Raw genomic sequence first — 23,125 nt, forward strand, 5'->3', positions numbered from 1 at the left:
CCCGCTCACGCTTCCTGATGAACCGTAGGGGAAGAGTGATGGTTCCTCACAATTCGTACGTTACGCCGAATGAGTGACATCTGGAGGGCTGTTGTCCCGATCTGTTCAGTCGTTCCGCAGGGGCGCGGGGCCCGCTACCGCGTCCTGCGGCCGCCCGTACAGCTCCTCGCACCCTTGGCCGCCGCATGGCCGACGGCATGGCGGCGATGCGCCTGCGCCCGGTGGGCCCGCACCGCCGTGGCCGGCCGGGTGGCCTCCCCGCACACCACGGCGTCCCGCTCGGCCCGCTCCGCCCCTCGCGCGGCCAGCGCATGCCCGACGGCCGCCTCCAGGCCGACGGCCGCGCAGAGCGTCAGCGCGGCAGCGGCGGCCCGCAGGAGCACGGCGCGTTGGAGGCCCGGCACGGACTTGCCCCCCTCACAGCGGTCATGGACGGCGACGGTGCACGAACCACTTGGAGCGGACGGCACCGTACAGTGGTCCCTCCACTCAACGCCGGTCAATCGCCGCTGATGCGTGAGCGGCCAACACTTCACTCGTACGGATTCACCACCTTCCGCACCTGCAACGGCCCCTCACCTCCCCCCAGGAGGTGACGGGCCGCCGGGACTCGAACCGTCAGCGGCGGCGGACGCCCTCCGCCAGTTCACCGGCGAGGGCGCGGACCGCGGCCAGCGCCGCGGCCTGGTCGCCGTCCGCGTCCAGGATCCGCTGGACGAAGGCGGAGCCGACGATCACACCGTCCGCGAACCGGGCCACCTCGGCGGCCTGGGCCGCGTTGGAGACGCCGAGGCCGACGCAGACCGGCAGCTCGGTGGTGGCCCGGGTGCGGGCGACCAGGTCCTCGGCCAGGTTGCCCACCGCGGCCCGGGTGCCGGTCACGCCCATCACGGCGGCCGCGTACACGAAGCCGGAGCCCGCCGCGGTGACCTCGGCCAGGCGGGCGTCCTTGCTGCTGGGGGCGACCACGAAGACGGTGTCCAGGCCGTGCTCGCCCGCCGCCTTGCGCCACTCCTCCGACTCCTCGACCGGCAGGTCGGGCAGGATGCAGCCCGCGCCGCCCGCGGCGGCCAGGTCGGCGGCGAAGCGCGCCACGCCGTAGCGGTCGACCGGGTTCCAGTACGTCATCACCAGCACCGCGGCCTCGGGGTGGGCGGCGGCCACCTCGGCCACGGTGTGCAGCACGTCCTTGATCCGGACGCCGCCGCGCAGCGCGATGTCGTCGGCGGTCTGGATGGTGGGGCCGTCCAGCACCGGGTCGGAGTGCGGCAGGCCGACCTCGACCACGTCGCAGCCGCCCTCGATCAGCGCGCCCGCCGCCTCGATCCCGCCCGCCACGGTCGGGAAACCGGCCGGGAGGTAGCCGATCAGCGCGGCGCGGTTCTCGGCCTTGGCGGCGGCCAGGACCGCGGTGAGCTTCGAAGCCATGGTCACTTGCCCTCGCTGTCGTAGAGACCGAAGTACTCGGCGGCGGTGTGCATGTCCTTGTCGCCGCGCCCGGAGAGCGAGACCAGGATGGTCGCCTCGGGGCCGAGCTCGCGGCCCAGCTCCAGCGCGCCGGCCAGCGCGTGGGCGCTCTCGATGGCCGGGATGATGCCCTCGGTACGGGACAGCAGGCGCAGCGCCTGCATGGCCTGGTCGTCGGTGACCGGACGGTACTCGGCGCGGCCGGTGTCCTTCAGCCAGGCGTGCTCGGGGCCGACCCCGGGGTAGTCCAGGCCGGCCGAGATGGAGTGGCTCTCGATGGTCTGGCCGTCCTCGTCCTGCAGGACGTAGGTGCGCGAGCCGTGCAGCACGCCCGGGTCGCCCTTGGTCAGGGTGGCCGCGTGCTTCGGGGTGTCGGCGCCCTCGCCGGCCGCCTCGCAGCCGATCAGGCGCACGCCCGTGTCCGGGATGAACTCGTGGAAGATGCCCATCGCGTTGGAGCCGCCGCCGACGCAGGCGACCACCGCGTCCGGCAGCCGGCCGGTGCGGTCCAGCACCTGCTGACGGGCCTCGACGCCGATCACCCGGTGGAAGTCGCGGACCATCATCGGGAACGGGTGCGGACCGGCCACCGTGCCGAACAGGTAGTGGGTGGAGTCCACGTTGGCGACCCAGTCGCGGAACGCCTCGTTGATGGCGTCCTTGAGGGTGCGGCTGCCGGACTTCACCGCGACGACCTCGGCGCCGAGCATCCGCATCCGGGCGACGTTCAGTGCCTGGCGCTGGGTGTCGACCTCGCCCATGTAGATGGTGCAGTCGAAGCCGAACAGCGCGCAGGCGGTGGCGGTGGCCACGCCGTGCTGGCCGGCGCCGGTCTCGGCGATGATCCGGGTCTTGCCCATCCGCTTGGTGAGCAGCGCCTGGCCCAGCACATTGTTGATCTTGTGCGAGCCGGTGTGGTTCAGGTCCTCGCGCTTGAGCAGGATCCGCGCGCCGCCCGCCTCGGCGGAGAACCGGCGGACGTCGGTGAGCGGGCTGGGGCGGCCGGTGTAGTCCCTGAGCAGGGCGTCCAGTTCGGCGGCGAAGGCCGGGTCGGTCTTGGCCTTCTCGTACTCCTCGGCGACCTGCTCGACGGCGGCGACCAGCGCCTCCGGGATGAAGCGGCCGCCGTACGCGCCGAAGTAGCCTCGCGCGTCGGGGACTTGGGCACCCGGCAGGTAGTCGTTCTCGGACATCTCTTGATACGTCCTAAGGGGTGTGATGGCTTGCGGTGACGTCGAAGCGGCTGGTTCAGCCGGACGTCCTGCGCCATCGGCGTCCCTGTACCTGGCCGGGCTCGCAGCCGATCACGTACCGCACCCGCCGCCCCAGCACCCGGCGTGCGGGCGCGCGGCAGCCGCGCGGGCGGCAACCGGGGGCGAGGCGGATGGCGATGGACATGTCTGCGGGTCAGTCCCGTCCGGTGTTGCGCAGCGCCGGGTGGGCACCGGCCGCGACCAGGTCGGCGACGGCGGCCTTCGGGTCCTTGCCGGTCACCAGCGACTCGCCGACCAGGACCGCGTCCGCGCCGAGGTTGGCGTAGGCGATCAGGTCGTGCGGGCCGCGGACGCCGGACTCGGCCACCTTGACGACGTGGTCCGGGATGGCGTCCACCACGTTGCCGAAGGTGTTGCGGTCCACCTCGAGGGTCTTGAGGTTGCGGGCGTTGACGCCGATGATCCTCGCCCCGGCGTCCAGCGCCCGGGCGATCTCCTCCTCGTCGTGCACCTCGACCAGCGGGGTCAGCCCGATCGACTCGGCCCGCTCGATGAGCGAGACCAGAGCCGGCTGATCCAGTGCCGCCACGATCAGCAGCGCGAGGTCGGCGCCGTGGGCGCGGGCCTCCCAGAGCTGGTAGGAGGTGACGATGAAGTCCTTGCGCAGGATCGGCGTGTCCACCGCGGCCCGGACGGCGTCCAGGTCGGCCAGCGAGCCGCCGAAGCGGCGCTGCTCGGTCAGCACGCTGATCGCCGCCGCACCGCCCGCCGCGTAGTCCAGCGCCAGCGCGGCCGGGTCGGCGATCGCCGCCAGCGCGCCCTTGGACGGGCTGGAGCGCTTGACCTCGCAGATCACCCGCACGCCGTCGCCGCGCAGTGCGGCCACGCCGTCCTTGGCATCCGGCGCCTTGGCGGCCAGCTCCTTGAGCTCGTCCAGGGAGACCCTGGCCTGTCGCTCGGCGAGGTCCTCCCGGACCCCGTCGATGATCTCGTCGAGCACACTCACGAGAGCGCCCCCATCATTCTCTGCTAGGCATTCGGCCAGCCGGTACCGGAGGATGACGTCCCTCCGGCCTGGCTGGTCCAGTCAAGGCCGTGGGTGGGATTAGCTCGGAACGGTGAGGATCCTGTGCGTGTCCGGACCCATCGGCTCTTCGATGGTATCGGGCGTCGGGGGCGCGCTCCTCATCAGTCCAGCGTACGTTTCGCTGGACTGACCGGCGCACGCGCCGTCCGCGCTGGTCAGCTCCGCGCCCGGCGCACTGCGCGAGTGGCCGGCTGCCCGCGGCGCCGGTCAGAGGGCCGGCGGTGCCAGGCCCGCGCCGATCGGCAGGTTGCGCAGCACCGTGAACACCACCAGGACCAGGGTCAGCAGCACGACCCCGCGCCCGCCGATGGCGAACCCCGGCGCCGGCCCGCCCGTCAGCGCCGCCCACAGCCAGCGCAGCCAGAACACCGCCGCCACCCCGGCCAGCAGCAGCACCAGCAGGTTGTCGTGGCCCGCGGTGGTCAGATCGCCCCGGGTCAGCGCGTGCACACAGCGCAGTCCGCCGCACCCCGGGCACCACCAGCCGGTCGCCCGCAGCACCGGGCAGGTGGGGTAGTGGCCCGGCGCGTTCGGGTCCACCGCCGCGATGTACGCGGTCGGCAGGGCGACGGCCGCCAGCGCGGCCAGCGGCCGGCTCAGCCGCCGCAGCACGGAGGGCCGGGGAGCGGACGGCCCGGGCTCCACGGGAATCGCTTTCATCCGGCCGATTCTGCCGTGCGGACGCGCCCGCGCGAGCGCACCGGCGGGGTGTGGCGGGAACGCGAAACGGCGGGCGTGGTGACGCCCGCCGTTCGTCGGCTGTTATCGGGTGCCGTCAGGAGACGGAGACCGCGGCCGGCTTCTCGGCCGCGACCGCAGCAGTGTGCTTGCTCGGCTGCCTGCCCATGCCCGCCATCTGCATGGCCTTGCCGACCACACCGCCGAGCAGGACGACCGCGAGACCGGCCCAGACGAGCAGGACATTCGGAAGGATCATGGCGACGCCGCTGACCAGGAAGCCGATGAAGCTGATGGTCACGCCAGTCCAGGCGGCGGGAGTGTGACCGTGCGCCTCGCGCGCTGCTGCCGACATTGATGGTGCTCCTTGAGTCTCCGGGGCCCGGCCGTGTCCGACGTGCGCCGAGCGGGGCACCCCCGGCCGGAGGCTGGGGGAGAGTTGACGTCCTCCATTGTGCCGGGCCCTCACAGACGGACCCAAGCGGGGGCGGCAATCAACCGGTGGGATCCTCGCCACGGTCCAGCGCCTGCCACAGCTCGGCCGGCGTCCCGGCGGGCTTCGGCCGCTTCCCCGCGCCCGGCGCCTGGCCGGCCGGGGCCTCGTACCGGGCCCCCATCGCGGGCCAGTCCCGCCCGGACCGCACGGTGATCAGCCCCGCCAGTGCCAGCAGCACGCCGCCCGCCACCGCGACCCAGGGCCAGGCGGTGTGGCTGGGGAGCTCGGCCTGCGCGCTCACCAGCGCCAGCTTGCGGGCCGCCTCCGCGTCCAGCGCGGAGGTGTCCGAGGCCCCGAGCGCGGAGGTCACCGCCACCCCGGCCCCGGCCAACGCCGCCAGGGCGCCGACCACGATCCGTCCGGTGCCGCGCACGGCGAACACCGCCGCGGCCGCGGCCATCACCGCGAGCGTCAGCCCGGTCGGCAGTCCGGAGACCGCGCTGCCGGTGACCGAGACCGCCATCTTGGCCGGAAGCGTTCCCTCGGCCCAGGTGCGCCCCACCGCGGTCAGCACCAGCACCGCCCCCAGAGCGGTCAGCAGCAGCATCACGCCGAGGCTGCGCCGCCCGCCCCTGCGCTCGGCGGGGACGGGTGCGGCGGACTCGGACGACGTAGTAGCACTCACCCGTCCACTATCCCCGACCGCACACCCGCTCGGGTCAGCCGGGGTCCTTCGGGAACTCGTCGGTGCGGATCACCAGCGTGCGGCCCTCCAGCGGGACGTGCAGGTCCTCACCGAACGGCACCTTCTGCTGATCGGCGTACGTGCCCGACCGCTGCGGGCCGGTGTGCACGGTACAGACCGCCTCCGACGGATCGATCACCACGTAGACCGGGATGCCGCACTCGGCGTACAGGCGGAACTTCTTGACGAAGTCGTTGTCCTGGTTCGACCTGGAGACCACCTCCAGCACGGCCTCCAGGTCGTGCCACTCGTAGCGGCCCCGGCTGTTGAGTTCGGCGTTGGGGGACACGACCGCCAGATCGGGCGCGTAGCCGTAGAGGCTGGACGGGAAGTCGACCATCACGTCCGACAGGAAGTCACCCCGGCCCGCCAGCTGGTCCTCGATCTGCCGGGCGGCCTTGTAGATGACCTTCCACTGGCCCATGCCCCGAGGGGTCATGATGATCTTCCCGTCCGTGATCTCGACCCGGTAGCCGCCCGGCAGGTTGACGCCCTCAAGCACGTCCCAGGCACTCTCGGTGGACATCGCGGTCATTCCGGCCGCCTCCCTCCGTGACTCAACGCCTCGACGCCATCACGACAGCGGCGCACGGAGGGTGTTCGCCGTGGCGACGGCCCGCAACACGGCCGCCGCCTTGTTGCGGCACTCGGTGTCCTCACCCTCCGGGGTGGAGTCGGCGACCACGCCCGCGCCCGCCTGGACGTAGGCGACGCCGTCCCGGAGCACGGCGGTCCGGATCGCGATCGCGGCGTCGGCGTCGCCCGCGAAGTCCAGGTAGCCGACGCAGCCGCCGTAAAGGCCGCGGCGGGTGGGCTCGAGCTCCTCGATGATCTGCATCGCGCGCGGCTTGGGCGCCCCCGAGAGCGTCCCGGCCGGGAAGCAGGCGGTGAGCACGTCGAAGGCGGTCTTCCCCTCCGCCACCTCGCCGGTGACGGTGGAGACGATGTGCATGACGTGGCTGTAGCGCTCGATCGCCATGAAGTCGACCACCTCGACACTGCCCGGCGTGCAGACCCGCCCCAGGTCGTTGCGGCCGAGGTCGACCAGCATCAGGTGCTCGGCCCGCTCCTTGGGGTCGGCCAGCAGTTCGGCGGCGAGCTCGGCGTCCTCCTGCGGGGTGGCACCGCGCGGCCTGGTGCCGGCGATGGGGTGCAGCAGCGCCTCGCCCTCCGTCACCTTGACCAGCGCCTCCGGGCTGGAGCCGACCACGTCGAAGCCGCCCTGCTCGGTGCCGTCGGGGCCGGGGAAGCGGAACAGGTACATGTACGGGCTGGGGTTGGTGGTGCGCAGCACCCGGTAGACGTCCAGCGCGCTGGCCGGGCAGGGCGTCTCGAAGCGCTGCGAGACGACCACCTGGAAGGCCTCGCCGGCCCGGATCCGCTCCTTGATCTCCTCCACGGCCCGCCCGTACGGCTCACCGCCGAACGGCGAGTGGGCGTCCACGGCGGTCGGGGTGAAGATGGCGAGCCCCGAGTCGACCGGCTTCCGCAGATCGGCCTCCATCGCGTCGAGCCGGGCCACCGCGTCCGTGTAGGCCTCGTCCACACCGCTGGCCAGGTCGTTGTGGTTGACCGCGTTGGCGATCAGCACCACCGAGCCGTCCCAGTGGTCGAGCACCGCGAGGTCGGTGGCGAGCAGCATGGTCAGCTCGGGCAGCTCGAGGTCGTCCGGGGTGCGGTCGGGCAGCTTCTCCAGCCGGCGGACGACGTCGTAGCCGAGATAGCCGACCAGGCCGCCGGTGAGCGGCGGCAGGCCGTCGTCGGCGCCGCGCGGGGTGTGCAGCGCGGCGAGCGCGGCCCGCAGCACCTCCAGCGGGTCGCCGGTGGTGGGGATGCCGACCGGCGGGGTGCCGTGCCAGTGCGCGTTGCCGTCCTGGTCGGCGGTGAGCGCGGCGGCGCTGCGCACCCCGACGAACGAGTACCGGGACCAACTCCGGCCCTGCTCGGCCGACTCCAGCAGGAAGGTGCCGGGGCGCTCGGCGGCCAGGCTGCGGTACAGACCGATGGGCGTGAGCCCGTCCGCGAGGAGCCGGCGGGTGACCGGGATGACCCGGGTGTCTACGGCGAGCTTGCGGAAGGCCTCAAGGTCCATGGGGTACTTCACCGTTCGTGAGCAGGGGCTGACGGTGGAAAGACTAGCGAGCGAGCGGCAGGACGTCGGTGTCGAAGCAGGTACGCGTGCCGGTGTGGCAGGCCGCGCCCACCTGGTCGACCCGGACCAGCAGGGTGTCGGCGTCGCAGTCCAGCGCAACGGACTTGACGTGCTGGAAGTGCCCGGAGGTGTCGCCCTTGACCCAGTACTCCTGGCGGCTGCGGCTCCAGTAGGTGCAGCGGCCGGTGGTCAGCGTGCGGTGCAGCGCCTCGTCGTCCATCCATCCGAGCATCAACACCTCGCCGGTGTCGTACTGCTGGGCGATGGCGGGGATCAGGCCGTCGGGCGTGCGCTTGAGCCGGTCGGCGATGTCAGCGGCCAGGGCGGTGCTGCCGGGGGCGGCGGGAGTGGTGGACATACCGCCATTCTCGCAGGTACCCGGGGTGGCTCGACGGTGATACCGGGCGGCACCTCGGGCAAAGGGGCGGCCGGTCGCGGGCCCGGGTGGAACCGCGGGGACGCGGCCCTACCGGTTCCCGCCGGGGCTCTCCCGGCCGTCCGCCAGATCGCCCGACGTGCAGCCCCGCCCGCCGGGCCCCTCCGACCACCCTGGCGGGTTCGCTGCCGGGTCGTCCGGCCCGGACCACGGGCAGCTCGTCGACCATGCCGACTGGGGCCTGTCCGGCGGATCTCCCCGGGCGTGCGGCGTTGGGCGCCCGGCTGGGGCCCTGGTGCCCGATGATCCCGACTCGCATCGAACACCTCGTGGTCCGGGCCGTGCCGCCGCCGGCGCAGTGCCCGGTGCCGTCCGACTCGGACCGTTGTTGTCAATCCTCTGCCAAGCCGCTGTCCGCGCGGCCACAATGGCTGCGAGCCAAGGGGGTTGAGGTGGACAAGGGACCCGTGGGGGGCGTGCCGCCGCAGGACGGCCGGGCGCGCGGACGGCGGTGGTGGATGGTGCTGCCGGCCGCGGTCGTGGTGGCGGCACTGGGCGGTCTGTTCCTGTGGCCGCAGCGGCATCGGGTGGCTCTGCCGCCACCCGTGGTGCCGACCGCGTACAGTCCGTCCGCAAGCCCGTCGAAGGTGCTGCCGTACCCCTACTTCCTGCCGGGGACGTGCTTCGACCACCAGCAGCTGAGCACCGGGATCACCAAACCCGAACAGCGCCCGTGCGCCCAGCCTCACGACGGCGAGGCGATCGCCGACATCGTGCTGCCGGACGGGCTGACCGACGACCTGGTGATCGGCCGCACGCTGCGCGAGCTGTGCCGGGCGCCGCTGGCCGAATGGGAGCAGCAGCAGGACGGCGGGCAGTACTACGGCTTCCCCGTCGGGCCGTACCTGCGGTACTACCAGCAGGGTTACCGGGACGCGACGTGCACCATGACGGTGAGCGACCACCAGGGCGGCCCGAAGACGACCGGGCACTTCCACTCGCACGTCCCCGCTGACGGCTGATCACCCGGGGTCGGGCGGCCGCCCTAGGGCAGCGTAGGCTGAGGCGCATGTCGAACTCTGCACGTACGGAGCGCCAGCGGCTTGCCGAGCTGCTGACAGCGGCCGGCCCCGATGCCCCTACGCTGTGCGAGGGGTGGACCACCCGCGATCTGGCCGCTCACCTGGTCCTGCGGGAGCGCCGGGCGGACGCGGCGCCCGGAATCCGGGTGCAGGCGCTGGCCGGCTGGACGGCACGGGTGCAGGCTGGCTACGCGGAGCGGCCGTACGAGGAGCTGGTGCAGCTGTTCCGTTCAGGGCCGCCGCGGTTGTCGCCGTTCGCGCTGCCCGGGGTGGACGAGGCCGCCAACACGGTCGAGTACTTCGTGCACGCCGAGGACGTCCGGCGCGCGGTCGAGTGGGAACCGCAGGAGGTCTCAACCGAGTTGGCCCAGGCCCTGTGGCGGCGCCTGCCGATGCTCACCCGGCTGGAGGCCGGCCGCAAGACCCCGGTACGGCTGTCGCTGCGCTGGCCGGGCACGGGCAGCCTCGAGTTCGGCCCCCGCGGCACCGACCAGGTCGAACTCACCGGCTCCCCGGCCGAGTTGACCCTCTTCACGTTCGGCCGCGGTGCCCGGACCACCCTCCAGGTCGAGGGCCCGGCCCAGGCGGTCGAGGCCTTGGGTGCCGTGCTCCCGTTGCCGCGGGACTGACCCTCCCGGAAGCCTCTCCGCGGTAACCCCTCGGGGGCCGCGCGGTGGTCCCGTACGGACCCGGGCTCGCACCGTCACGGGGTGCGGGGCGCTGAACTGCCGCCCCGCGCCCCGTGTTCGCATTCAGTGCCCACCGGGTGCGCCCCGCACTACCGCACCGGGTGTCCGGCCTCCCGCAGGGCGTTCTTGACCTCGCCGATCCGCAGGTCGCCGAAGTGGAACACGCTGGCGGCCAGCACCGCGTCGGCGCCCGCCTCCACCGCGGGGGCGAAGTCGGCGAGCTTCCCCGCCCCGCCGGAGGCGATCACCGGGATGGAGACCGCCTTGCGGACGGCCCGGATCATCTCCAGGTCGTAGCCGTCCTTCGTCCCGTCGGCGTCCATCGAGTTGAGCAGGATCTCCCCCGCTCCCAGCTCGGCCGCCCGGACCGCCCACTCGACCGCATCCAGCCCGGTGCCGCGGCGCCCCCCGTGCGTGGTGACCTCGAAGCGACAGTTGGCGGCTCCACCGCGGGCAGAGGCGGTCTCCGTCCCCTCCGGGCAGCGGCGGGCGTCGACCGACAGCACCAGCACCTGCCGGCCGAACCGCTGGGCGATCTCCCGGATCAGCTCCGGACGGGCGATCGCCGCCGTGTTGACGCCGACCTTGTCGGCGCCGGCCCGCAGCAGCCGGTCGACGTCCTCCACGGTGCGGATGCCGCCGCCCACGGTGAGCGGGATGAAGACCTGCTCGGCGGTGCGGCGGACCACGTCGTAGGTGGTCTCCCGGTCGCCGGAGGAGGCAGTGATGTCGAGGAAGGTCAGCTCGTCGGCGCCCTCGGCGTCGTAGAGCTTGGCCATCTCCACCGGGTCGCCCGCGTCGCGCAGGTTCTGGAAGTTGACTCCCTTGACCACTCGTCCGGCGTCGACGTCAAGACAGGGGATGACACGTACTGCGAGGGTCACTGCTTGCCTTCCAGGGAGGTTGCGAGCCCGGGACGGTAGGCGTCGACTTCGACCTCGACCATCATCCGGGAGTCGATCAGGCCCTCCACCACGACCATGCTCGCCACCGGGCGGATCGCGTCGAAGAGCTTCTTGTGTGCCCGGCCGACCTCTTCGGAGTCCCGGACGTGGGTGATGTACATCCGGGTGCGGACCACGTCCGCCGCGTCGAGGCCGTACCGGGCCAGGGCTTTGAGTGCCACACCGAAAGCGGCGAGGGTCTGCTGGTAGGGGTCGCCCTCACTCTGGACGACCCCGTTGTCGTAGGCGGTGCTGCCGGCCACCAGAACGAAGTCCCCGGCCCGCACGGCACGCGAGTAGCCGAACTCCTCCTCCCAGGGAGAAGCGCCGGAGATTCTCAACGAGCTTTGCGTGGCCGGGATTTCGGTCATCGGGACACAGCCTCCAGCGCCTCTTCGAGAGTGAACTTCTGCTCGTAGAGGGCCTTGCCCACAATCGCGCCCTCGACACCTTCGGGGACCAGACCGGCGATGGCGCGCAGGTCGTCCAGCGAGGAGACCCCGCCGCTGGCGACCACCGGCTTGTCGGTGGCGGCGCAGACGTTCCGCAGCAGCTCCAGGTTGGGGCCGGTCAGGGTGCCGTCGCGGTTGACGTCGGTGACCACGTAGCGGGCGCAGCCCTCGGAGTCGAGGCGGGCCAGCACCTCGTACAGGTTGCCGCCGTCGCGGGTCCAGCCGCGGCCGCGCAGGGTGGTGCCGACCACGTCCAGGCCGACCGCGATCTTGTCGCCGTGCTCGGCGATGACCTTGGCGACCCACTCGGGGCTCTCCAGGGCGGCGGTGCCGAGGTTGACCCGGGTGCAGCCGGTGGCCAGGGCGGCGGCCAGCGACTCGTCGTCGCGGATGCCGCCGGAGAGCTCGACCTTGATGTCGAGGGCGCCGGTGACCTCGCGCAGCAGCTCACGGTTGCTGCCGGTGCCGAAGGCGGCGTCCAGGTCGACCAGGTGCAGCCACTCGGCGCCGGCGTTCTGCCAGGCGAGGGCGGCGGCGAGCGGCTCGCCGAAGGAGGTCTCGGTACCGGAGGCGCCCTTGACCAGCCGGACGGCCTGACCGTCGCGGACGTCGACGGCGGGAAGGAGTTCCAAGCGGGACATCGTAAGCAACTTTCCAGGCTTCAGAGGGTGTTGACCCAGTTGGTCAGCAGGGCGGCGCCGGCGTCACCGGACTTCTCGGGGTGGAACTGGGTGGCCCAGAGCGGGCCGTTCTCCACGGCGGCGACGAACGGCTGTCCGTGCGTGGCCCAGGTGACCATCGGGGCGTTGATCCGCTGGCTGTGGGTCTCCAGCTCCCAGCGGCGCACGCCGTAGGAGTGCACGAAGTAGAACCGGGTGTCCGGGTCGAGGCCGGCGAACAGGCGGCTGCCCTCGGGGGCCTGGACGGTGTTCCAGCCCATGTGCGGGACGATCGGCGCGTCCAGCGGCTCGACGGTGCCGGGCCACTCGTCGCAGCCGGCCGTCTCCACGCCGTGCTCGACGCCGCGCTCGAACAGGATCTGCATTCCGACGCAGATTCCGAGCACCGGGCGGCCGCCGGACAGCCGGCGGCCGATGATCTGCTCGCCGCGCACCGCCTTCAGCCCGCGCATGCACGCCTCGAAGGCGCCGACGCCGGGGACCAGCAGGCCGTCCGCGTCCATCGCCTGCTGGAAGTCCGAGGTGACGGTGACGTGCGCGCCGGTGCGCTCGAGGGCGCGCTGGGCGGAGCGGAGGTTACCGGAGCCGTAGTCCAGCACCACAACATTCTTGGACATGTCAGTCTTCCGGTCTCTAGAGGCGCATGATGCCGGAGGCGAGGCACAGCGCCGCACCGATCGCGAGCACCGCGATCACGCTCTTGGACTGCTTCTGCTTCCAGAACGAGTACACGCCGCCGGACAGGAACAGCCCGGCGATGATCAGCAGCGTGGCGGACTTGCTCACAGCGCGCCCTTCGTCGAGGGGAGGATGCCCGCCGCGCGCGGGTCACGTTCACTGGCGTACCGCAGCGCCCGCGCCAGGGCCTTGAACTGGCACTCCACGATGTGGTGCGCGTTGCGCCCGTACGGGACGTGGACGTGCAGCGCGATCTGTGCCTGGGCGACGAACGACTCGAGTATGTGCCGGGTCATCGTGGTGTCGTAGCTGCCGATCATCGGCGCGATGCCCTCGGGCTCGGTGTGCACCAGGTAGGGGCGGCCCGAGAGGTCCACGGTCACCTGGGCGAGCGACTCGTCCAGCGGCACGGTGCAGTTGCCGAAGCGGTAGATGCCGACCTTGTCGCCGAGCGCCTGCCGGAATGCGGCACCCAGGGCGAGGGCGGTGTCCTCGATGGTGTGGTGGGTGTCGATGTGCAGGTCGCCGTCGGTCTTGACGGTCAGGTCGAACAGACCGTGCCGGCCCAGCTGGTCGAGCATGTGGTCGTAGAACCCGACGCCCGTGGAGATGTCGGTCCTTCCGGTGCCGTCGAGGTCGATCTCGACCAGGACCGAGGTCTCCTTGGTGGTGCGTTCGACGCGTCCGATACGGGACATGAGGTTGCTACAGCTCCTGACTGGCCGCGCGCGCGGGGCGCGCTCCGGCAAGGGTGGGGGTGGGTTCGGGCCCCGCACCCCCAGCCTTCGGCTGGGGGTGCCCCCGCCCGATGGCGGGCGAGGAGGGCGGGAGGACCAGCCGGACGGCGTCCAGGAAGGCGTCGTTCTCGGCGGGGGTGCCGGCGGTGACGCGCAGCCATCCGGGCACACCGTTGTCGCGGACCAGGACGCCCCGGTCGAGAATCGCCTGCCAGACCGCACGGGTGTCGGTGAAGCGGCCGAACTGGATGAAGTTGGCGTCGGAGTCGGTGACTTCGAGCCCGAGCTCGCGCAGCGAGTCCACCACCCGGTCCCGCTCGCCCTTCAGCTGCTGGACGTAACCGAGCAGGGTGTCGGTGTACTCCAGGCAGGCCAGCGCGGTGGCCTGGGTGACGGCCGACAGGTGGTACGGCAGCCGGACCAGCTGCACCGCGTCCACCACGGCGGCGTCGGCGGCCAGGTAGCCCAGGCGCAGCCCGGCGGCGCCGAAGGCCTTGGACATGGTGCGGCTGACCACCAGGTTGGGGCGGCCCTCCAGCAGCGACAGCAGCGAGGGCCGGTGCGAGAACTCGACGTACGCCTCGTCGACGACCACCAGGCTGGGCCGGGCGGCCTGCGCCGCCTCGTACAGGGCGAGCACGGTGTCGGCGGCGACCGCGGTGCCGGTCGGGTTGTTCGGCGAGCAGATGAACACCACGTTGGGGCGGTGCTCGGCGATCGCCGCCCTGGCTGCCGCCAGGTCGATGGTGAAGTCGTCGTTGCGCGGGCCGGAGATCCAACCGGTGCCGGTGCCACGGGAGATGAGTGCGTGCATCGAGTACGAGGGCTCGAAGCCGAGCGCGGTGCGGCCGGGGCCGCCGAAGGTCTGCAGCAGCTGCTGGAGGATCTCGTTGGAGCCGTTGGCGGCCCAGACCTGCTCGCGGCCGCGCCGGAAGCCGGTGGTCCTGGTCAGGTACGCGGCCAGCGCCTCGCGCAGCTCGACGGCATCCCGGTCGGGGTAGCGGTTGAGGTGGCGGGCGGCCTCGGCGACCCGCTCGGCGATCCGGGCGACCAGCGGCTCGGGCAGCGGGTACGGGTTCTCGTTGGTGTTCAGCTGGACGGGCACGTCCAGCTGCGGTGCGCCGTACGGGGACTGGCCGCGCAGCTCGTCACGGATGGGGAGGTCGTCGATCTTCACTGTCCCGGTACCGTCCAGTCGAAGCGGGCCAAGATCGCGTCGCCGTGCCCCGGCAGGTCCTCGGCGTCGGCCAGGTTGACCACGTGCGCGGCGACGCCGGCCAGCGCCTCGCGCGAGTAGTCCACGACGTGGATGCCGCGCAGGAAGGACTGCACCGACAGACCGGAGGAGTGGCAGGCGCAGCCGCCGGTCGGCAGCACGTGGTTGGAGCCGGCCGCGTAGTCGCCGAGCGAGACCGGCGCGAACGGGCCGATGAAGATCGCGCCCGCGTTGCGCACCCGGGCGGCGACCGCGCGGGCGTCCCGGGTCTGGATCTCCAGGTGCTCGGCGGCGTAGGCGTTGACCACCGCGAGGCCCTGCTCGACGTCGTCCACCAGCACGATGCCGGACTGCTTGCCGCCCAGCGCGGTGGTGACCCGCTCGCGGTGCTTGGTCCGGGCGACCTGCTCCTTGAGTTCCAGCTCCACCGCCTCGGCCAGCGCGACCGAGTCGGTGACCAGCACCGAGGCGGCCATCGGGTCGTGCTCGGCCTGGCTGATCAGGTCGGCGGCCACCTCGCGCGCCGAGGCGCTGTCGTCGGCCAGGACCGCGATCTCGGTCGGGCCCGCCTCGGCGTCGATGCCGATCCGGCCCTTGAGCAGGCGCTTGGCGGCGGCCACGTAGATGTTGCCGGGGCCGGTCACCAGGTTGACCGGGCGGCACTCCTCGGTGCCGTACGCGAACATCGCGATCGCCTGGGCGCCGCCGGCCGCGTACACCTCGGTGACGCCGAGCAGCGCGCAGGCCGCCAGGATCGTCGGGTGCACCGAGCCGCCGAAGGCCTTCTGCGGCGGCGAGGTGACCGCGATGCCCTCGACCCCGGCCTCCTGCGCCGGGACGACGTTCATCACCACGGAGGACGGGTAGACGGCCAGGCCGCCCGGCACGTACAGGCCGACCCGGTCGACCGGCACCCAGCGCTCGGACACCGTGCCGCCGGGCACCACCTGGGTGGTGTGGTCGGTGCGGCGCTGCTCGCGGTGGACCAGCCGGGCGCGGCGGATCGACTCCTCCAGCGCGGCCCGCACCTTCGGGTCCAGGCCGACCAGCGCCGCGTCGATCCGCTCCTGCGGGACCCGGGTGGTCTCCAGCCGGACGCCGTCGAAGCGCTCGGTGATCTCGATCAGTGCCGCGACACCGCGATGGCGTACGTCCTCGCAGATCGGCCGCACCTTCTCCAGGGCGGCTTCCACGTCGAACTCGGCACGGGGCAGCACGTCGCGCAGGTCCATGAGGTCGGAGCCGCGCAGGTCAATTCGGGAGATCACAGAAGCAAGTGTAAGGAGTGGCCAGAAGCGGCGGCCGCGCAGTTCAGTCCGTGATACGAAAGCCGAGACAAACGAAGATCACGGGGGAAACCATGACGGAACAGCCACCGAGCGACTGGACTGCGGCCGAAGCGGGCCTGTGGGAAGCCTTCCGCAACGGGGAGACGTATGACCTCCGGGCCTTTCCCGACCGGGGTGACGGCGCCTTCCTACCCACCGCCGAGCAGGATGGACGCAGTGGTGGACCGGACTCGGAAGACACCGAGGTGGACGACCCCTTTTCGGAGCATTCCTGGGGGCCCGAGCGGACCATCAGGGCCGAGGTGATCGCCCGTTTGCTGCTCGCCGGTCCTTCCGCACAGCCCGGGCGTGTCGCGTCCCTCAAACTCGTCGGCGCGCTGATCAGCGGCCGGCTCACCCTGGCCGGTGCCGACGTCACGCACTACCTCGAACTGCGCTGGTGCCGCTTCACCGGGAAGGTCCTGATCTCCGAGGCCACCGCGGGCACCGTCCGCTTGGTCGGCTGCCGGCTGGGCCGTCTCGAAGCCTCCCGGCTGACCACCACCGGCGACCTGCACCTCGCCCGCTGCCGGATCGACCGCGGCATCCGGCTCACCGACGCGCGGATAGGCACCGACCTGCTGCTCAACCAGACCCGGCTCGGCCACGACGGCTACGGCCGCGCCATGGCCGCCGACGGGCTCTCGGTCAGCCACGACCTGGAGGCCGACCGGCTGGAGGCCCACGGCGAGCTCAGCCTGCGCTCCGCCCGGGTCGGCGGCCGGCTCTCGCTGCGCGGCGCCCGGCTGCGCGGCACCGCCGACGGCTACTCGCTCAACGCCCCGCGCATCACCGTCGGCCACACGCTCTACCTGAGCGGTTCGAACGACAGCGGCTGGGTGAACTCCTCCGCCGTCTACGGCTCCGGGTACGGCGACGCCGCCGTCGTCAGCACCTCGACCACCCCGTTCCGCTCCCACGGACGGGTGCGGATCTCCGACGGCCGCTTCGACAGCGCCTGCCTGATCTCCGACGCCGAGTTCCACCTCGGCCCCGACCAGGACCTCTCGCTCAACCGGATCCAGACCCCCGAGCTGCGCTTCACCTGCCGCACCCCGCCCACCGGCCGGGTCACCCTGACCCGCGCCCGGGTCGGCAACCTGGTCGACGCCCCCGGCGCCTGGCCCGCGGCCGCCGGAGTCGGCCTCACCGGCTTCACCTACGAGTCCCTGCGCCCCGCCGGGACCTTCACCGTCCAGCAGCGGATCACCTGGCTGGAGAACTCCCTCGGCGAGTTCCAGCCCGAACCGTACGAGCAGCTGGCCGCCGCCCTGCGCCGGGACGGCCGGGACGAGGACGCCCGCGAGGTCCAGTACGCCAAGCAGCGCCGGCGCCGCGCCACCCTGCCGCTGCCGGGACGCCTCTGGGGCCTGCTCCAGGACGCCACCGTCGGCTACGGCTACCGTCCCGGCCGGGCCGCGCTCTGGCTGCTCGTCACCTGGGCGCTCGGCACCCTGTACTTCCTCGGCCACCACCCGGCCCCGCTGAAGGCCGACGAGCGGCCGACCTGGAACCCCGCCCTGTTCGCGCTCAGCAAGGTGCTCCCGGTGGTCGACCTCAGCCAGGACGGCTGGAACCCGGACCTGGCCGGCCAGTGGGTGGTGGCCGGCCTGGTGATTTCCGGCTGGCTGCTGGCCACCACCGTGGTCACCAGCGCCACCCGGATGCTCCAGCGCGGCTGAGCTCCCGGGCGGAGCCTGGCCAGGTGCCGGGCCCCGTTCCGCCCCCGGGGGTGAAAGCCCTGCGCACGGCGGGCCGTCGGCCGTCTAGTCTGTCCGCCGTGACTGAACGGCTCCCGATCTTCCCGCTCAACACGGTCCTGTACCCGGGGCTCGTCCTGCCCCTGCGCGTCTTCGAGGAGCGCTACCGGCGGCTGGTCGCCGACCTGATGGCCCAGCCGGAGGACCCGCCGCGCCGGTTCGGGGTGGTGGCGATCCGGGACGGCCGGGAGGTCGCACCGGTCCGCGAGCCGGACGGCCCGGCCGGTCCGCTGGACGGCCTGGGCACCGTGACCGGCGAGCCGCTGGAGGCCCTGCACCGGGTCGGCTGCGTGGCCTCGATCGCCTCCGCGAAGGAGCTCCCCGGCGGCCAGTACGAACTGCTGGTCACCGGCACCACCCGGTTCCGGCTGCACGACGTGGACCCGAGCGGCCCCTACCTGGTCGGCGAGACCGAACCGATCGAGGAGCAGCCGGGCGACGGGGCCGGCGCCCTCGCGGCCGGCGTGGAGCGGGCCTTCTTCGCCTACCGCAAGCGGCTGGCGGGCGCACGGGAGGCCAGCCTGGCCGGGGAGCAGGAGCTGCCGACCGACCCGCAGGTGCTCTCGTACCTGGTCGCGGCGGCCTCCGTGCTGCCCACTCCCGTCAAGCAGCAACTGCTCGCCTGCACCGACACCGCGCAGCGGCTCACCATCGAGCTGGAACTGCTGCGCCGGGAGACCGCACTGATCGCCCGGCTGCCGTCGCTGCCCGCGGCGGACCTGACCCGCCAGGCGTTCAGCCCGAACTGACCGAACCGACAGAGCCGAGGGCCGAGGGGTCGACTGTGGCGAAGAGGACGAAGGGCGGGCAGGGCACGCCCGCGACGGTGACGCTGGAGGCGGCCGGGGTCGCCTTCACCGTGCACGCCTACGAGCACGATCCGGCGGCCGCCTCCTACGGCGGCGAGGCCGCCGAGGCCCTGGGCGTGGACGGCGGCCGGGTCTTCAAGACCCTGGTCGCCGACGTGGACGGCACCCTGACGGTCGGCATCGTCCCGGTGTCCAAGCAGCTTGACCTCAAGGCGCTGGCCGCCGCCGTCGGCGGGAAGCGGGCGGCGATGGCCGACCCGGCGGCCGCCGAGCGCAGCAGCGGCTACGTCCGGGGCGGCATCTCCCCGCTCGGCCAGCGCCGTCCACTGCGCACCGTCCTGGACGCCGGCGCCCTCGACCACCCGACCGTCTACGTGTCGGCCGGCCGCCGCGGCCTCGAGGTCGAGCTCTCCCCCGCCGACCTCGCCGCCCTCACCGGCGCCCGTACGGCCCCCATCAGCCGCTAGGGCCTGCCTGGCCTACGCGGGCGGCGTGGGCCCCTGTCCGGTCGGGGGCTTCGGGTTCTCCTCGGGCTGCTCCGCGCTCTCCGCGGGCGCGGGAGCGTTCCCGTCCTCGGGGTGGACGGCCGGCTCACCGGGGCCGGTCCACTCCGGGCCCGCCCAGTACGGCGGCGGGTCCTCCTCCCGCTTGCCGAAGGCGGCCGACAGGATCAGCAGCACCACCAGCGCGGTCATCGGCCACACCATCAGCGCGCCCTTCGCGCCGAGCTGGAGCGCGGCGCTGAACTGCACGCCCATCCCGGCCGCCTTGGCGTTCGCGACCACGTCCGTACTCGGCCCGAGCCGGACCCCGAGCTGCCAGGCGAGCAGCGACCCGAGCACACCGCCCGCGGTCAGGCCGGCCGCGACGGCGACGCCGCCGCCCCGCGCCCGGGTGAGCAGGAAGGCGGCCAGCGCACTGACCGCCCCGGCGGCCAGCCCGAGCAGCGCGAAGAGGCTGTCCGCGCCGGCCCGCTGCTCCCCTTCGGGATCGACGTACCGGATGGCGTCGCTGGCCGCTACGAGCATCACCCGGGGTGCCAGCCATAGCCAGAGCAGACCGACGACGACGCCCAGCAGCACCCCGGCCACCGTCAGCACCGCGGCGATCTTCACCTCCGGCAGCAGCGGCCGCCGTTCCCGCGGCGGCTCGCGGAGGTCCAGATCGGCTGCGTACGGGTCGGCGTCGGGCACCTGCTCGGCGCCCGGCTCCGCAGGTGTGTTCGGTACGGTCACGGGGCCATCGTTTCACGACTCGCCGGATCCGGACGGGTCCGCCCTCGTCGCAGGCCCCGCTCCGCCCGGCTCAGCGGGTGGTCGCCCGGCGGTACGCCCAGGTCGCCAGGGTCAACGAGGCAAGGCCGACCGCCGCACAGACCGCCAGGTCGCCGGCCACGGCCGCCCAGTCGGGCCCGGGGCCGAAGGTGCGGGCGAACGCCTCGACTCCGTACGTCGAGGGCAGCAGGTCGCGCAGCCAGCGCACTGCCTGCGGCAGGTGGTCCACCGGCAGGACGCCCAGCAGCAGGGCGGCGGACATCCCGAGCTGGCCCAGCAGGGTGGCGATCTCCTGGCGTGGTGCGAGCAGCCCGCAGGCCGCGCCGAGACCGGACAGCGCGGCGCCGGCGAGCGGGACGACCGCCAGCAGCACCCACAGATTGGCCAGCGGCAGCGAGAACATCACCGCGCCCACCGCGGCCGTCACCAGCGCACCGGGCACGGTGAACGAGGCGTACGCGCCGGCCGCGCCGAGCACCACGGCGGCGGGCGGGACGGGCAGCGTCGCGTAGTGGTCCAGTCCGCCGGTGGCCCGGAGCTTGCCGAAGTACTGGGCGAGCAGGTTGAGCGCCACGAAGGCGACCACGAGCACGCTGGAGCCCGCGACCACGGCGCGCGCGGCGGAGTTCTCCCCGGCGTCCACCACCCCGCGCATCATGACCAGGATGCCGAGCGACTGGAAGGTCGCCACGAAGAGCAGCGGGATCCGGGCCACCCTGGCCCGGGCCAGCTGGGCCCGGTAGACGGCGGCCAGCGCGGGCAGCAGCCGCGCGGCGGGCGCGAGCGGAGCGGCGGTCTCGGTCACCGCCGCCGGACGGTCGAGCAGGGTCACCGGTCCACCTCGAAAGAAACGATCATCACTCTTCCGTCACCGATAGCCGCCCCCTCGCCCCCGTGCGGATGCCCCGGCCTCACTTCGCCAGCCCTCCGCCTCGGCCGCCCAGCTTGAGGTAGGCGTCCTCCAGGCTTGGGGTGGCCAGGGTGAAGTCGTCCAGGGCCGCGAAGGCGGGGCCGGTGGTCACCGCGGTGACCAGCTCCCGGGCCTGCTCGGGGCTGGTTCGGACGGTCCAGCGGCGGCCAGAGCGCTCGGCCTGCTCGGCGATCCGGGCGACGGCGGGGACGTCGGTCGGGGCCTCGGTCCGCCAGACCAGGTCCAGCCGGACGTCACCGTCGACCAGTGCCTTCAGGCCGCCGGGCGTGTCACAGGCGATCACCCGGCCGCGGTCGACCACGGCGACCCGGTCCAGGACGGTCTCCGCCTCGATCACGTTGTGGGTGACCAGCAGCACGGTGGTGCCGCGCTCGGCGCGGCGGCGGTCCACCGCCGACCAGACGGCACGGCGGGCGACCGGGTCCATACCGGTGGTGGGCTCGTCCAGGACGAGCAGCGGCCGCTCGCCCACCAGGGCGGCGGCGAAGCAGGCCAGCCGGCGCTGGCCGCCGGAGAGCTTGGCGAGCGGGCGGTGCGCGATCGGTTCGAGGCCGAGCTCGGCCAGTACGTCGGCCGTCTCACCGCGGGCCCGCGCCGGGGTGAGCCCGCGCAGCCGGCCGGTGGTCTCGGCGGCCAGGGCCACCGTCAGCTCGTCCAGCGCCGTGGACTCCTGCCCGAGGTAGGCGAGCAGCCGGGCGGCCCGTTCGGGATGGCGGACGATGTCGTGGCCGAGGATGTGCACACTGCCCCGGTCGGGGCGCAGCAGCCCGGTGAGCTGGCGGACCAGGGTGGACTTCCCGGCGCCGTTCGGGCCGAGCAGTCCGAAGATCTCGCCGCACCGGACGTCCAGGTCGATGCCGTCGTTGGCCCGGACCTCGCCCGTGGCGCCGCGCTCGGCGCCCGCGGCGGCGGCGTCACGGCTGCGGCCTCGGCCCAGGCCCCGGCTCGGGCTGCGGTAGGTCTTGGCAAGGTCTCGTACGGTGCAGCACTGCCCGGTGTATCGCCCGGTACCGCCGAGGTCGCCTTGCGGCCCGGCCTGCGGGGCCGGCCGGTCGGTGTCGCTCACGGTCGAAGACTCTACGCGCCCGCAGAGCAGATCAGGACAAGGGGGCTGCAATCACCAACGCCGTCCCGGCCCGGCGCCCGGTGGGCTCACCCGTCGGCGGGACCGTCGGTACCCAGCGCCTCGCCGCCGGGCACCCGGGCGGCGAGCTCCTTCCAGAAGCCGGCCCGGATCGCGTAGCGGTCGTGCTCGTCGATCTGGTCGTCCTTGTGCGCGAGCAGTCCGAACCGGGCGGCGTAGCGCAGCAGCTCGCCGTCCAGGCGGTGCGGGATGCGCGGGTAGTCGGCCCACAGCGGGGTGAGCCGGGACGGCGAGCCGAGGCGGTCGATCCAGCGCCGGGCGAAGACCTGCCCGACCTCGTGGGCGTCACCGCCGATCTTGGTGATGTCCTCCTCGCGATCGGCCCAGCGCTGCTCGGCGGTGGTGAGCTGGGCGAGTATCGGCAGGCTGTCGCCAGTGCCGTGGTGCTCCGTTCCGGGCCGGTCCACCCAGCCGCGTTCGGAGGACCAGCGCAGCACGATCGAGGCCGGCGCGGCGGCGGGGGCGGGTGCCCGGTGGGCGAGGTCCCTGGGGGTCGGCACCACCTTGAGCGCGGCGGCCTGCCGGGTCTCGTCGGCGAGGGCGGCCGGCTGCTCCGGGCCGGGCCGGGCAACCGGGTGCCCGGGGTGGCCCGCGGCGGGCGGGGCGGCGAGCAGTTGGGCGATCTCGGGGCGGGGCTCGCCGAGCGGATGGGCGGGCGCGGCCTCGCGCAGCCGTACCCAGGCCTCGATCCACTCGCGGTCCAGCACCCGGCGCTCGTCGGCCTCGCCGACCAGGTCCTCGGACTGGTTGAAGTCGCCGTCGGCGGCCTGCAGCGCCCACAGGTGGACGACCACACCGTGCTCCTTGGCGGACATCATGCCGGGCAGCAGGTCGCCGTCCCCGGTGACCAGCACCACATCGGCGCAGGCGCGGTTGCGGGCGAGTTCGGCGAGTTCGGCGTGCATCACGGCGTCCACGCCCTTCTGCACCCAGCGGCCCTCGGCGCGGGTGAGCGCGCCCAGGCGTACGGTGACCCGGGGCAGCACCCGGAGCCTGCGGTGTTCGGGCAGCGGACGGCGGTCCGGGGCGGCGTCGAACCAGTAGATCCGCAGCAGCGGAAGCCCGGTCTCGGCCTCGGCCCGGGCCCGCAGCGCGGCGATCAGAGCGGTATGGTCCACCGACACCCGGGAACGGGAGGGCTCTCCGGCCAGTAGGCTGGCGGCTGCTCCCAACAGGTATCCGGCGTCCACGAGGACGGCGCAGCGGTCCATGATTCGCACCTCTTCTCCGGGTCGGCCACCGGTGA

28 protein-coding genes are annotated in these 23,125 nt (G+C 73.2%); 5 read left to right on the forward strand and 23 right to left on the reverse strand.

Annotated elements, in window-relative coordinates; genetic code table 11:
• Positions 1 to 134: 134 nt before the first annotated feature.
• From ABD369_RS00045 to hisI, 11 genes are all read right to left on the reverse strand, one after another.
• Complete coding sequence (locus ABD369_RS00045) at positions 135 to 404, reverse strand: hypothetical protein (RefSeq protein ID WP_344634032.1); 270 nt, start codon at positions 402 to 404, stop codon at positions 135 to 137.
• 214 nt (positions 405 to 618) lie between these two features.
• Positions 619 to 1,428 carry a tryptophan synthase subunit alpha gene (trpA, locus tag ABD369_RS00050; protein WP_344634033.1) on the reverse strand — a complete coding sequence of 270 codons (810 nt, stop codon included), beginning with the start codon at positions 1,426 to 1,428 and terminating at the stop codon, positions 619 to 621.
• A gap of 2 nt (positions 1,429 to 1,430) precedes the next feature.
• Positions 1,431 to 2,660: a tryptophan synthase subunit beta gene (gene trpB, locus ABD369_RS00055; protein ID WP_344634034.1), complete on the reverse strand. Its 1,230-nt coding sequence runs from the start codon at positions 2,658 to 2,660 to the stop codon at positions 1,431 to 1,433.
• A 55-nt stretch (positions 2,661 to 2,715) separates the two neighbouring features.
• The gene (gene trpM, locus ABD369_RS41020) at positions 2,716 to 2,865 is read right to left on the reverse strand and encodes a tryptophan biosynthesis modulator TrpM (protein ID WP_425557496.1); all 150 of its coding nucleotides are present in this window, start codon (positions 2,863 to 2,865) and stop codon (positions 2,716 to 2,718) included.
• A 9-nt stretch (positions 2,866 to 2,874) separates the two neighbouring features.
• Positions 2,875 to 3,687 carry an indole-3-glycerol phosphate synthase TrpC gene (gene trpC / locus ABD369_RS00060; protein WP_344634035.1) on the reverse strand — a complete coding sequence of 271 codons (813 nt, stop codon included), beginning with the start codon at positions 3,685 to 3,687 and terminating at the stop codon, positions 2,875 to 2,877.
• A 288-nt stretch (positions 3,688 to 3,975) separates the two neighbouring features.
• Positions 3,976 to 4,428: a DUF2752 domain-containing protein gene (locus ABD369_RS00065; protein ID WP_344634036.1), complete on the reverse strand. Its 453-nt coding sequence runs from the start codon at positions 4,426 to 4,428 to the stop codon at positions 3,976 to 3,978.
• A gap of 115 nt (positions 4,429 to 4,543) precedes the next feature.
• Positions 4,544 to 4,801, reverse strand: a complete 258-nt coding sequence (locus ABD369_RS00070; RefSeq protein ID WP_344634037.1) for an HGxxPAAW family protein — start codon at positions 4,799 to 4,801, stop codon at positions 4,544 to 4,546.
• A 139-nt stretch (positions 4,802 to 4,940) separates the two neighbouring features.
• Positions 4,941 to 5,567 carry a TIGR02234 family membrane protein gene (locus ABD369_RS00075; RefSeq protein ID WP_344634038.1) on the reverse strand — a complete coding sequence of 209 codons (627 nt, stop codon included), beginning with the start codon at positions 5,565 to 5,567 and terminating at the stop codon, positions 4,941 to 4,943.
• A gap of 34 nt (positions 5,568 to 5,601) precedes the next feature.
• The gene (locus tag ABD369_RS00080) at positions 5,602 to 6,162 is read right to left on the reverse strand and encodes a Uma2 family endonuclease (protein ID WP_344634039.1); all 561 of its coding nucleotides are present in this window, start codon (positions 6,160 to 6,162) and stop codon (positions 5,602 to 5,604) included.
• A gap of 39 nt (positions 6,163 to 6,201) precedes the next feature.
• Positions 6,202 to 7,719: an anthranilate synthase component I gene (locus tag ABD369_RS00085; protein WP_344634040.1), complete on the reverse strand. Its 1,518-nt coding sequence runs from the start codon at positions 7,717 to 7,719 to the stop codon at positions 6,202 to 6,204.
• A gap of 43 nt (positions 7,720 to 7,762) precedes the next feature.
• A complete protein-coding gene (gene hisI / locus ABD369_RS00090) occupies positions 7,763 to 8,137 on the reverse strand; it encodes a phosphoribosyl-AMP cyclohydrolase (RefSeq protein WP_344634041.1) in 375 nt (124 codons plus the stop codon).
• A gap of 470 nt (positions 8,138 to 8,607) precedes the next feature.
• Between hisI and ABD369_RS00095 the strand changes: the two genes are divergently transcribed.
• Both ABD369_RS00095 and ABD369_RS00100 read left to right on the forward strand, forming a co-directional pair.
• Complete coding sequence (locus ABD369_RS00095; protein WP_344634042.1) at positions 8,608 to 9,177, forward strand: hypothetical protein; 570 nt, start codon at positions 8,608 to 8,610, stop codon at positions 9,175 to 9,177.
• A 47-nt stretch (positions 9,178 to 9,224) separates the two neighbouring features.
• Complete coding sequence (locus tag ABD369_RS00100; protein ID WP_344634043.1) at positions 9,225 to 9,866, forward strand: TIGR03085 family metal-binding protein; 642 nt, start codon at positions 9,225 to 9,227, stop codon at positions 9,864 to 9,866.
• Between the two features lie 149 nt (positions 9,867 to 10,015).
• Here the strand turns inward: ABD369_RS00100 and hisF are convergent, their stop codons facing one another.
• The 8 genes from hisF to hisD are packed head-to-tail and all read right to left on the reverse strand — an operon-like array spanning position 10,016 to position 15,901.
• Positions 10,016 to 10,810, reverse strand: a complete 795-nt coding sequence (gene hisF / locus ABD369_RS00105) for an imidazole glycerol phosphate synthase subunit HisF (RefSeq protein ID WP_344634044.1) — start codon at positions 10,808 to 10,810, stop codon at positions 10,016 to 10,018.
• Positions 10,807 to 11,241, reverse strand: a complete 435-nt coding sequence (locus tag ABD369_RS00110) for a RidA family protein (protein ID WP_344634045.1) — start codon at positions 11,239 to 11,241, stop codon at positions 10,807 to 10,809. Before ABD369_RS00110 ends, hisF begins: the two co-directional genes overlap by 4 nt.
• On the reverse strand, positions 11,238 to 11,963 hold the full coding sequence (priA, locus tag ABD369_RS00115; RefSeq protein ID WP_344634046.1) for a bifunctional 1-(5-phosphoribosyl)-5-((5-phosphoribosylamino)methylideneamino)imidazole-4-carboxamide isomerase/phosphoribosylanthranilate isomerase PriA: 726 nt from the start codon (positions 11,961 to 11,963) through the stop codon (positions 11,238 to 11,240). Before priA ends, ABD369_RS00110 begins: the two co-directional genes overlap by 4 nt.
• Before the next feature lie 20 nt (positions 11,964 to 11,983).
• Positions 11,984 to 12,619 (reverse strand): imidazole glycerol phosphate synthase subunit HisH, encoded by a 636-nt coding sequence (gene hisH / locus ABD369_RS00120; RefSeq protein WP_344634047.1) that lies wholly within the window; start codon positions 12,617 to 12,619, stop codon positions 11,984 to 11,986.
• A 16-nt stretch (positions 12,620 to 12,635) separates the two neighbouring features.
• The gene (locus ABD369_RS00125) at positions 12,636 to 12,788 is read right to left on the reverse strand and encodes a hypothetical protein (protein WP_344634048.1); all 153 of its coding nucleotides are present in this window, start codon (positions 12,786 to 12,788) and stop codon (positions 12,636 to 12,638) included.
• On the reverse strand, positions 12,785 to 13,378 hold the full coding sequence (gene hisB, locus ABD369_RS00130; protein WP_344634049.1) for an imidazoleglycerol-phosphate dehydratase HisB: 594 nt from the start codon (positions 13,376 to 13,378) through the stop codon (positions 12,785 to 12,787). The genes ABD369_RS00125 and hisB overlap by 4 nt, the downstream gene beginning before the upstream one ends.
• Positions 13,379 to 13,385: 7 nt before the next feature.
• Complete coding sequence (locus ABD369_RS00135; protein WP_344634050.1) at positions 13,386 to 14,594, reverse strand: histidinol-phosphate transaminase; 1,209 nt, start codon at positions 14,592 to 14,594, stop codon at positions 13,386 to 13,388.
• On the reverse strand, positions 14,591 to 15,901 hold the full coding sequence (hisD, locus tag ABD369_RS00140) for a histidinol dehydrogenase (protein WP_344634051.1): 1,311 nt from the start codon (positions 15,899 to 15,901) through the stop codon (positions 14,591 to 14,593). The genes ABD369_RS00135 and hisD overlap by 4 nt, the downstream gene beginning before the upstream one ends.
• A gap of 92 nt (positions 15,902 to 15,993) precedes the next feature.
• On the opposite strand from hisD, the gene ABD369_RS00145 reads away from it, so the two are divergent.
• From ABD369_RS00145 to ybaK, 3 genes are all read left to right on the forward strand, one after another.
• Positions 15,994 to 17,643, forward strand: a complete 1,650-nt coding sequence (locus tag ABD369_RS00145; RefSeq protein ID WP_344634052.1) for an oxidoreductase — start codon at positions 15,994 to 15,996, stop codon at positions 17,641 to 17,643.
• A gap of 98 nt (positions 17,644 to 17,741) precedes the next feature.
• Positions 17,742 to 18,470 carry an LON peptidase substrate-binding domain-containing protein gene (locus ABD369_RS00150; RefSeq protein WP_344634053.1) on the forward strand — a complete coding sequence of 243 codons (729 nt, stop codon included), beginning with the start codon at positions 17,742 to 17,744 and terminating at the stop codon, positions 18,468 to 18,470.
• 35 nt (positions 18,471 to 18,505) lie between these two features.
• Positions 18,506 to 18,997 (forward strand): Cys-tRNA(Pro) deacylase, encoded by a 492-nt coding sequence (gene ybaK / locus ABD369_RS00155; RefSeq protein WP_344634054.1) that lies wholly within the window; start codon positions 18,506 to 18,508, stop codon positions 18,995 to 18,997.
• Between the two features lie 12 nt (positions 18,998 to 19,009).
• Here ybaK and ABD369_RS00160 read toward each other — a convergent pair whose 3' ends face one another.
• From ABD369_RS00160 to ABD369_RS00175, 4 genes are all read right to left on the reverse strand, one after another.
• A complete protein-coding gene (locus ABD369_RS00160; protein WP_344634055.1) occupies positions 19,010 to 19,765 on the reverse strand; it encodes a hypothetical protein in 756 nt (251 codons plus the stop codon).
• A gap of 70 nt (positions 19,766 to 19,835) precedes the next feature.
• Positions 19,836 to 20,636, reverse strand: coding sequence for an ABC transporter permease (locus ABD369_RS00165; protein ID WP_344634056.1), 801 nt, complete (start codon positions 20,634 to 20,636; stop codon positions 19,836 to 19,838).
• A 79-nt stretch (positions 20,637 to 20,715) separates the two neighbouring features.
• On the reverse strand, positions 20,716 to 21,672 hold the full coding sequence (locus tag ABD369_RS00170; protein WP_344634394.1) for an ABC transporter ATP-binding protein: 957 nt from the start codon (positions 21,670 to 21,672) through the stop codon (positions 20,716 to 20,718).
• A 215-nt stretch (positions 21,673 to 21,887) separates the two neighbouring features.
• Positions 21,888 to 23,090, reverse strand: a complete 1,203-nt coding sequence (locus tag ABD369_RS00175) for an NYN domain-containing protein (protein WP_344634057.1) — start codon at positions 23,088 to 23,090, stop codon at positions 21,888 to 21,890.
• Between the last annotated feature and the right edge of the window lie 35 nt (positions 23,091 to 23,125).

It is taken from the genome of Kitasatospora cystarginea, from assembly GCF_039533515.1.
Classification (GTDB): Bacteria; Actinomycetota; Actinomycetes; order Streptomycetales; family Streptomycetaceae; genus Kitasatospora; species Kitasatospora cystarginea.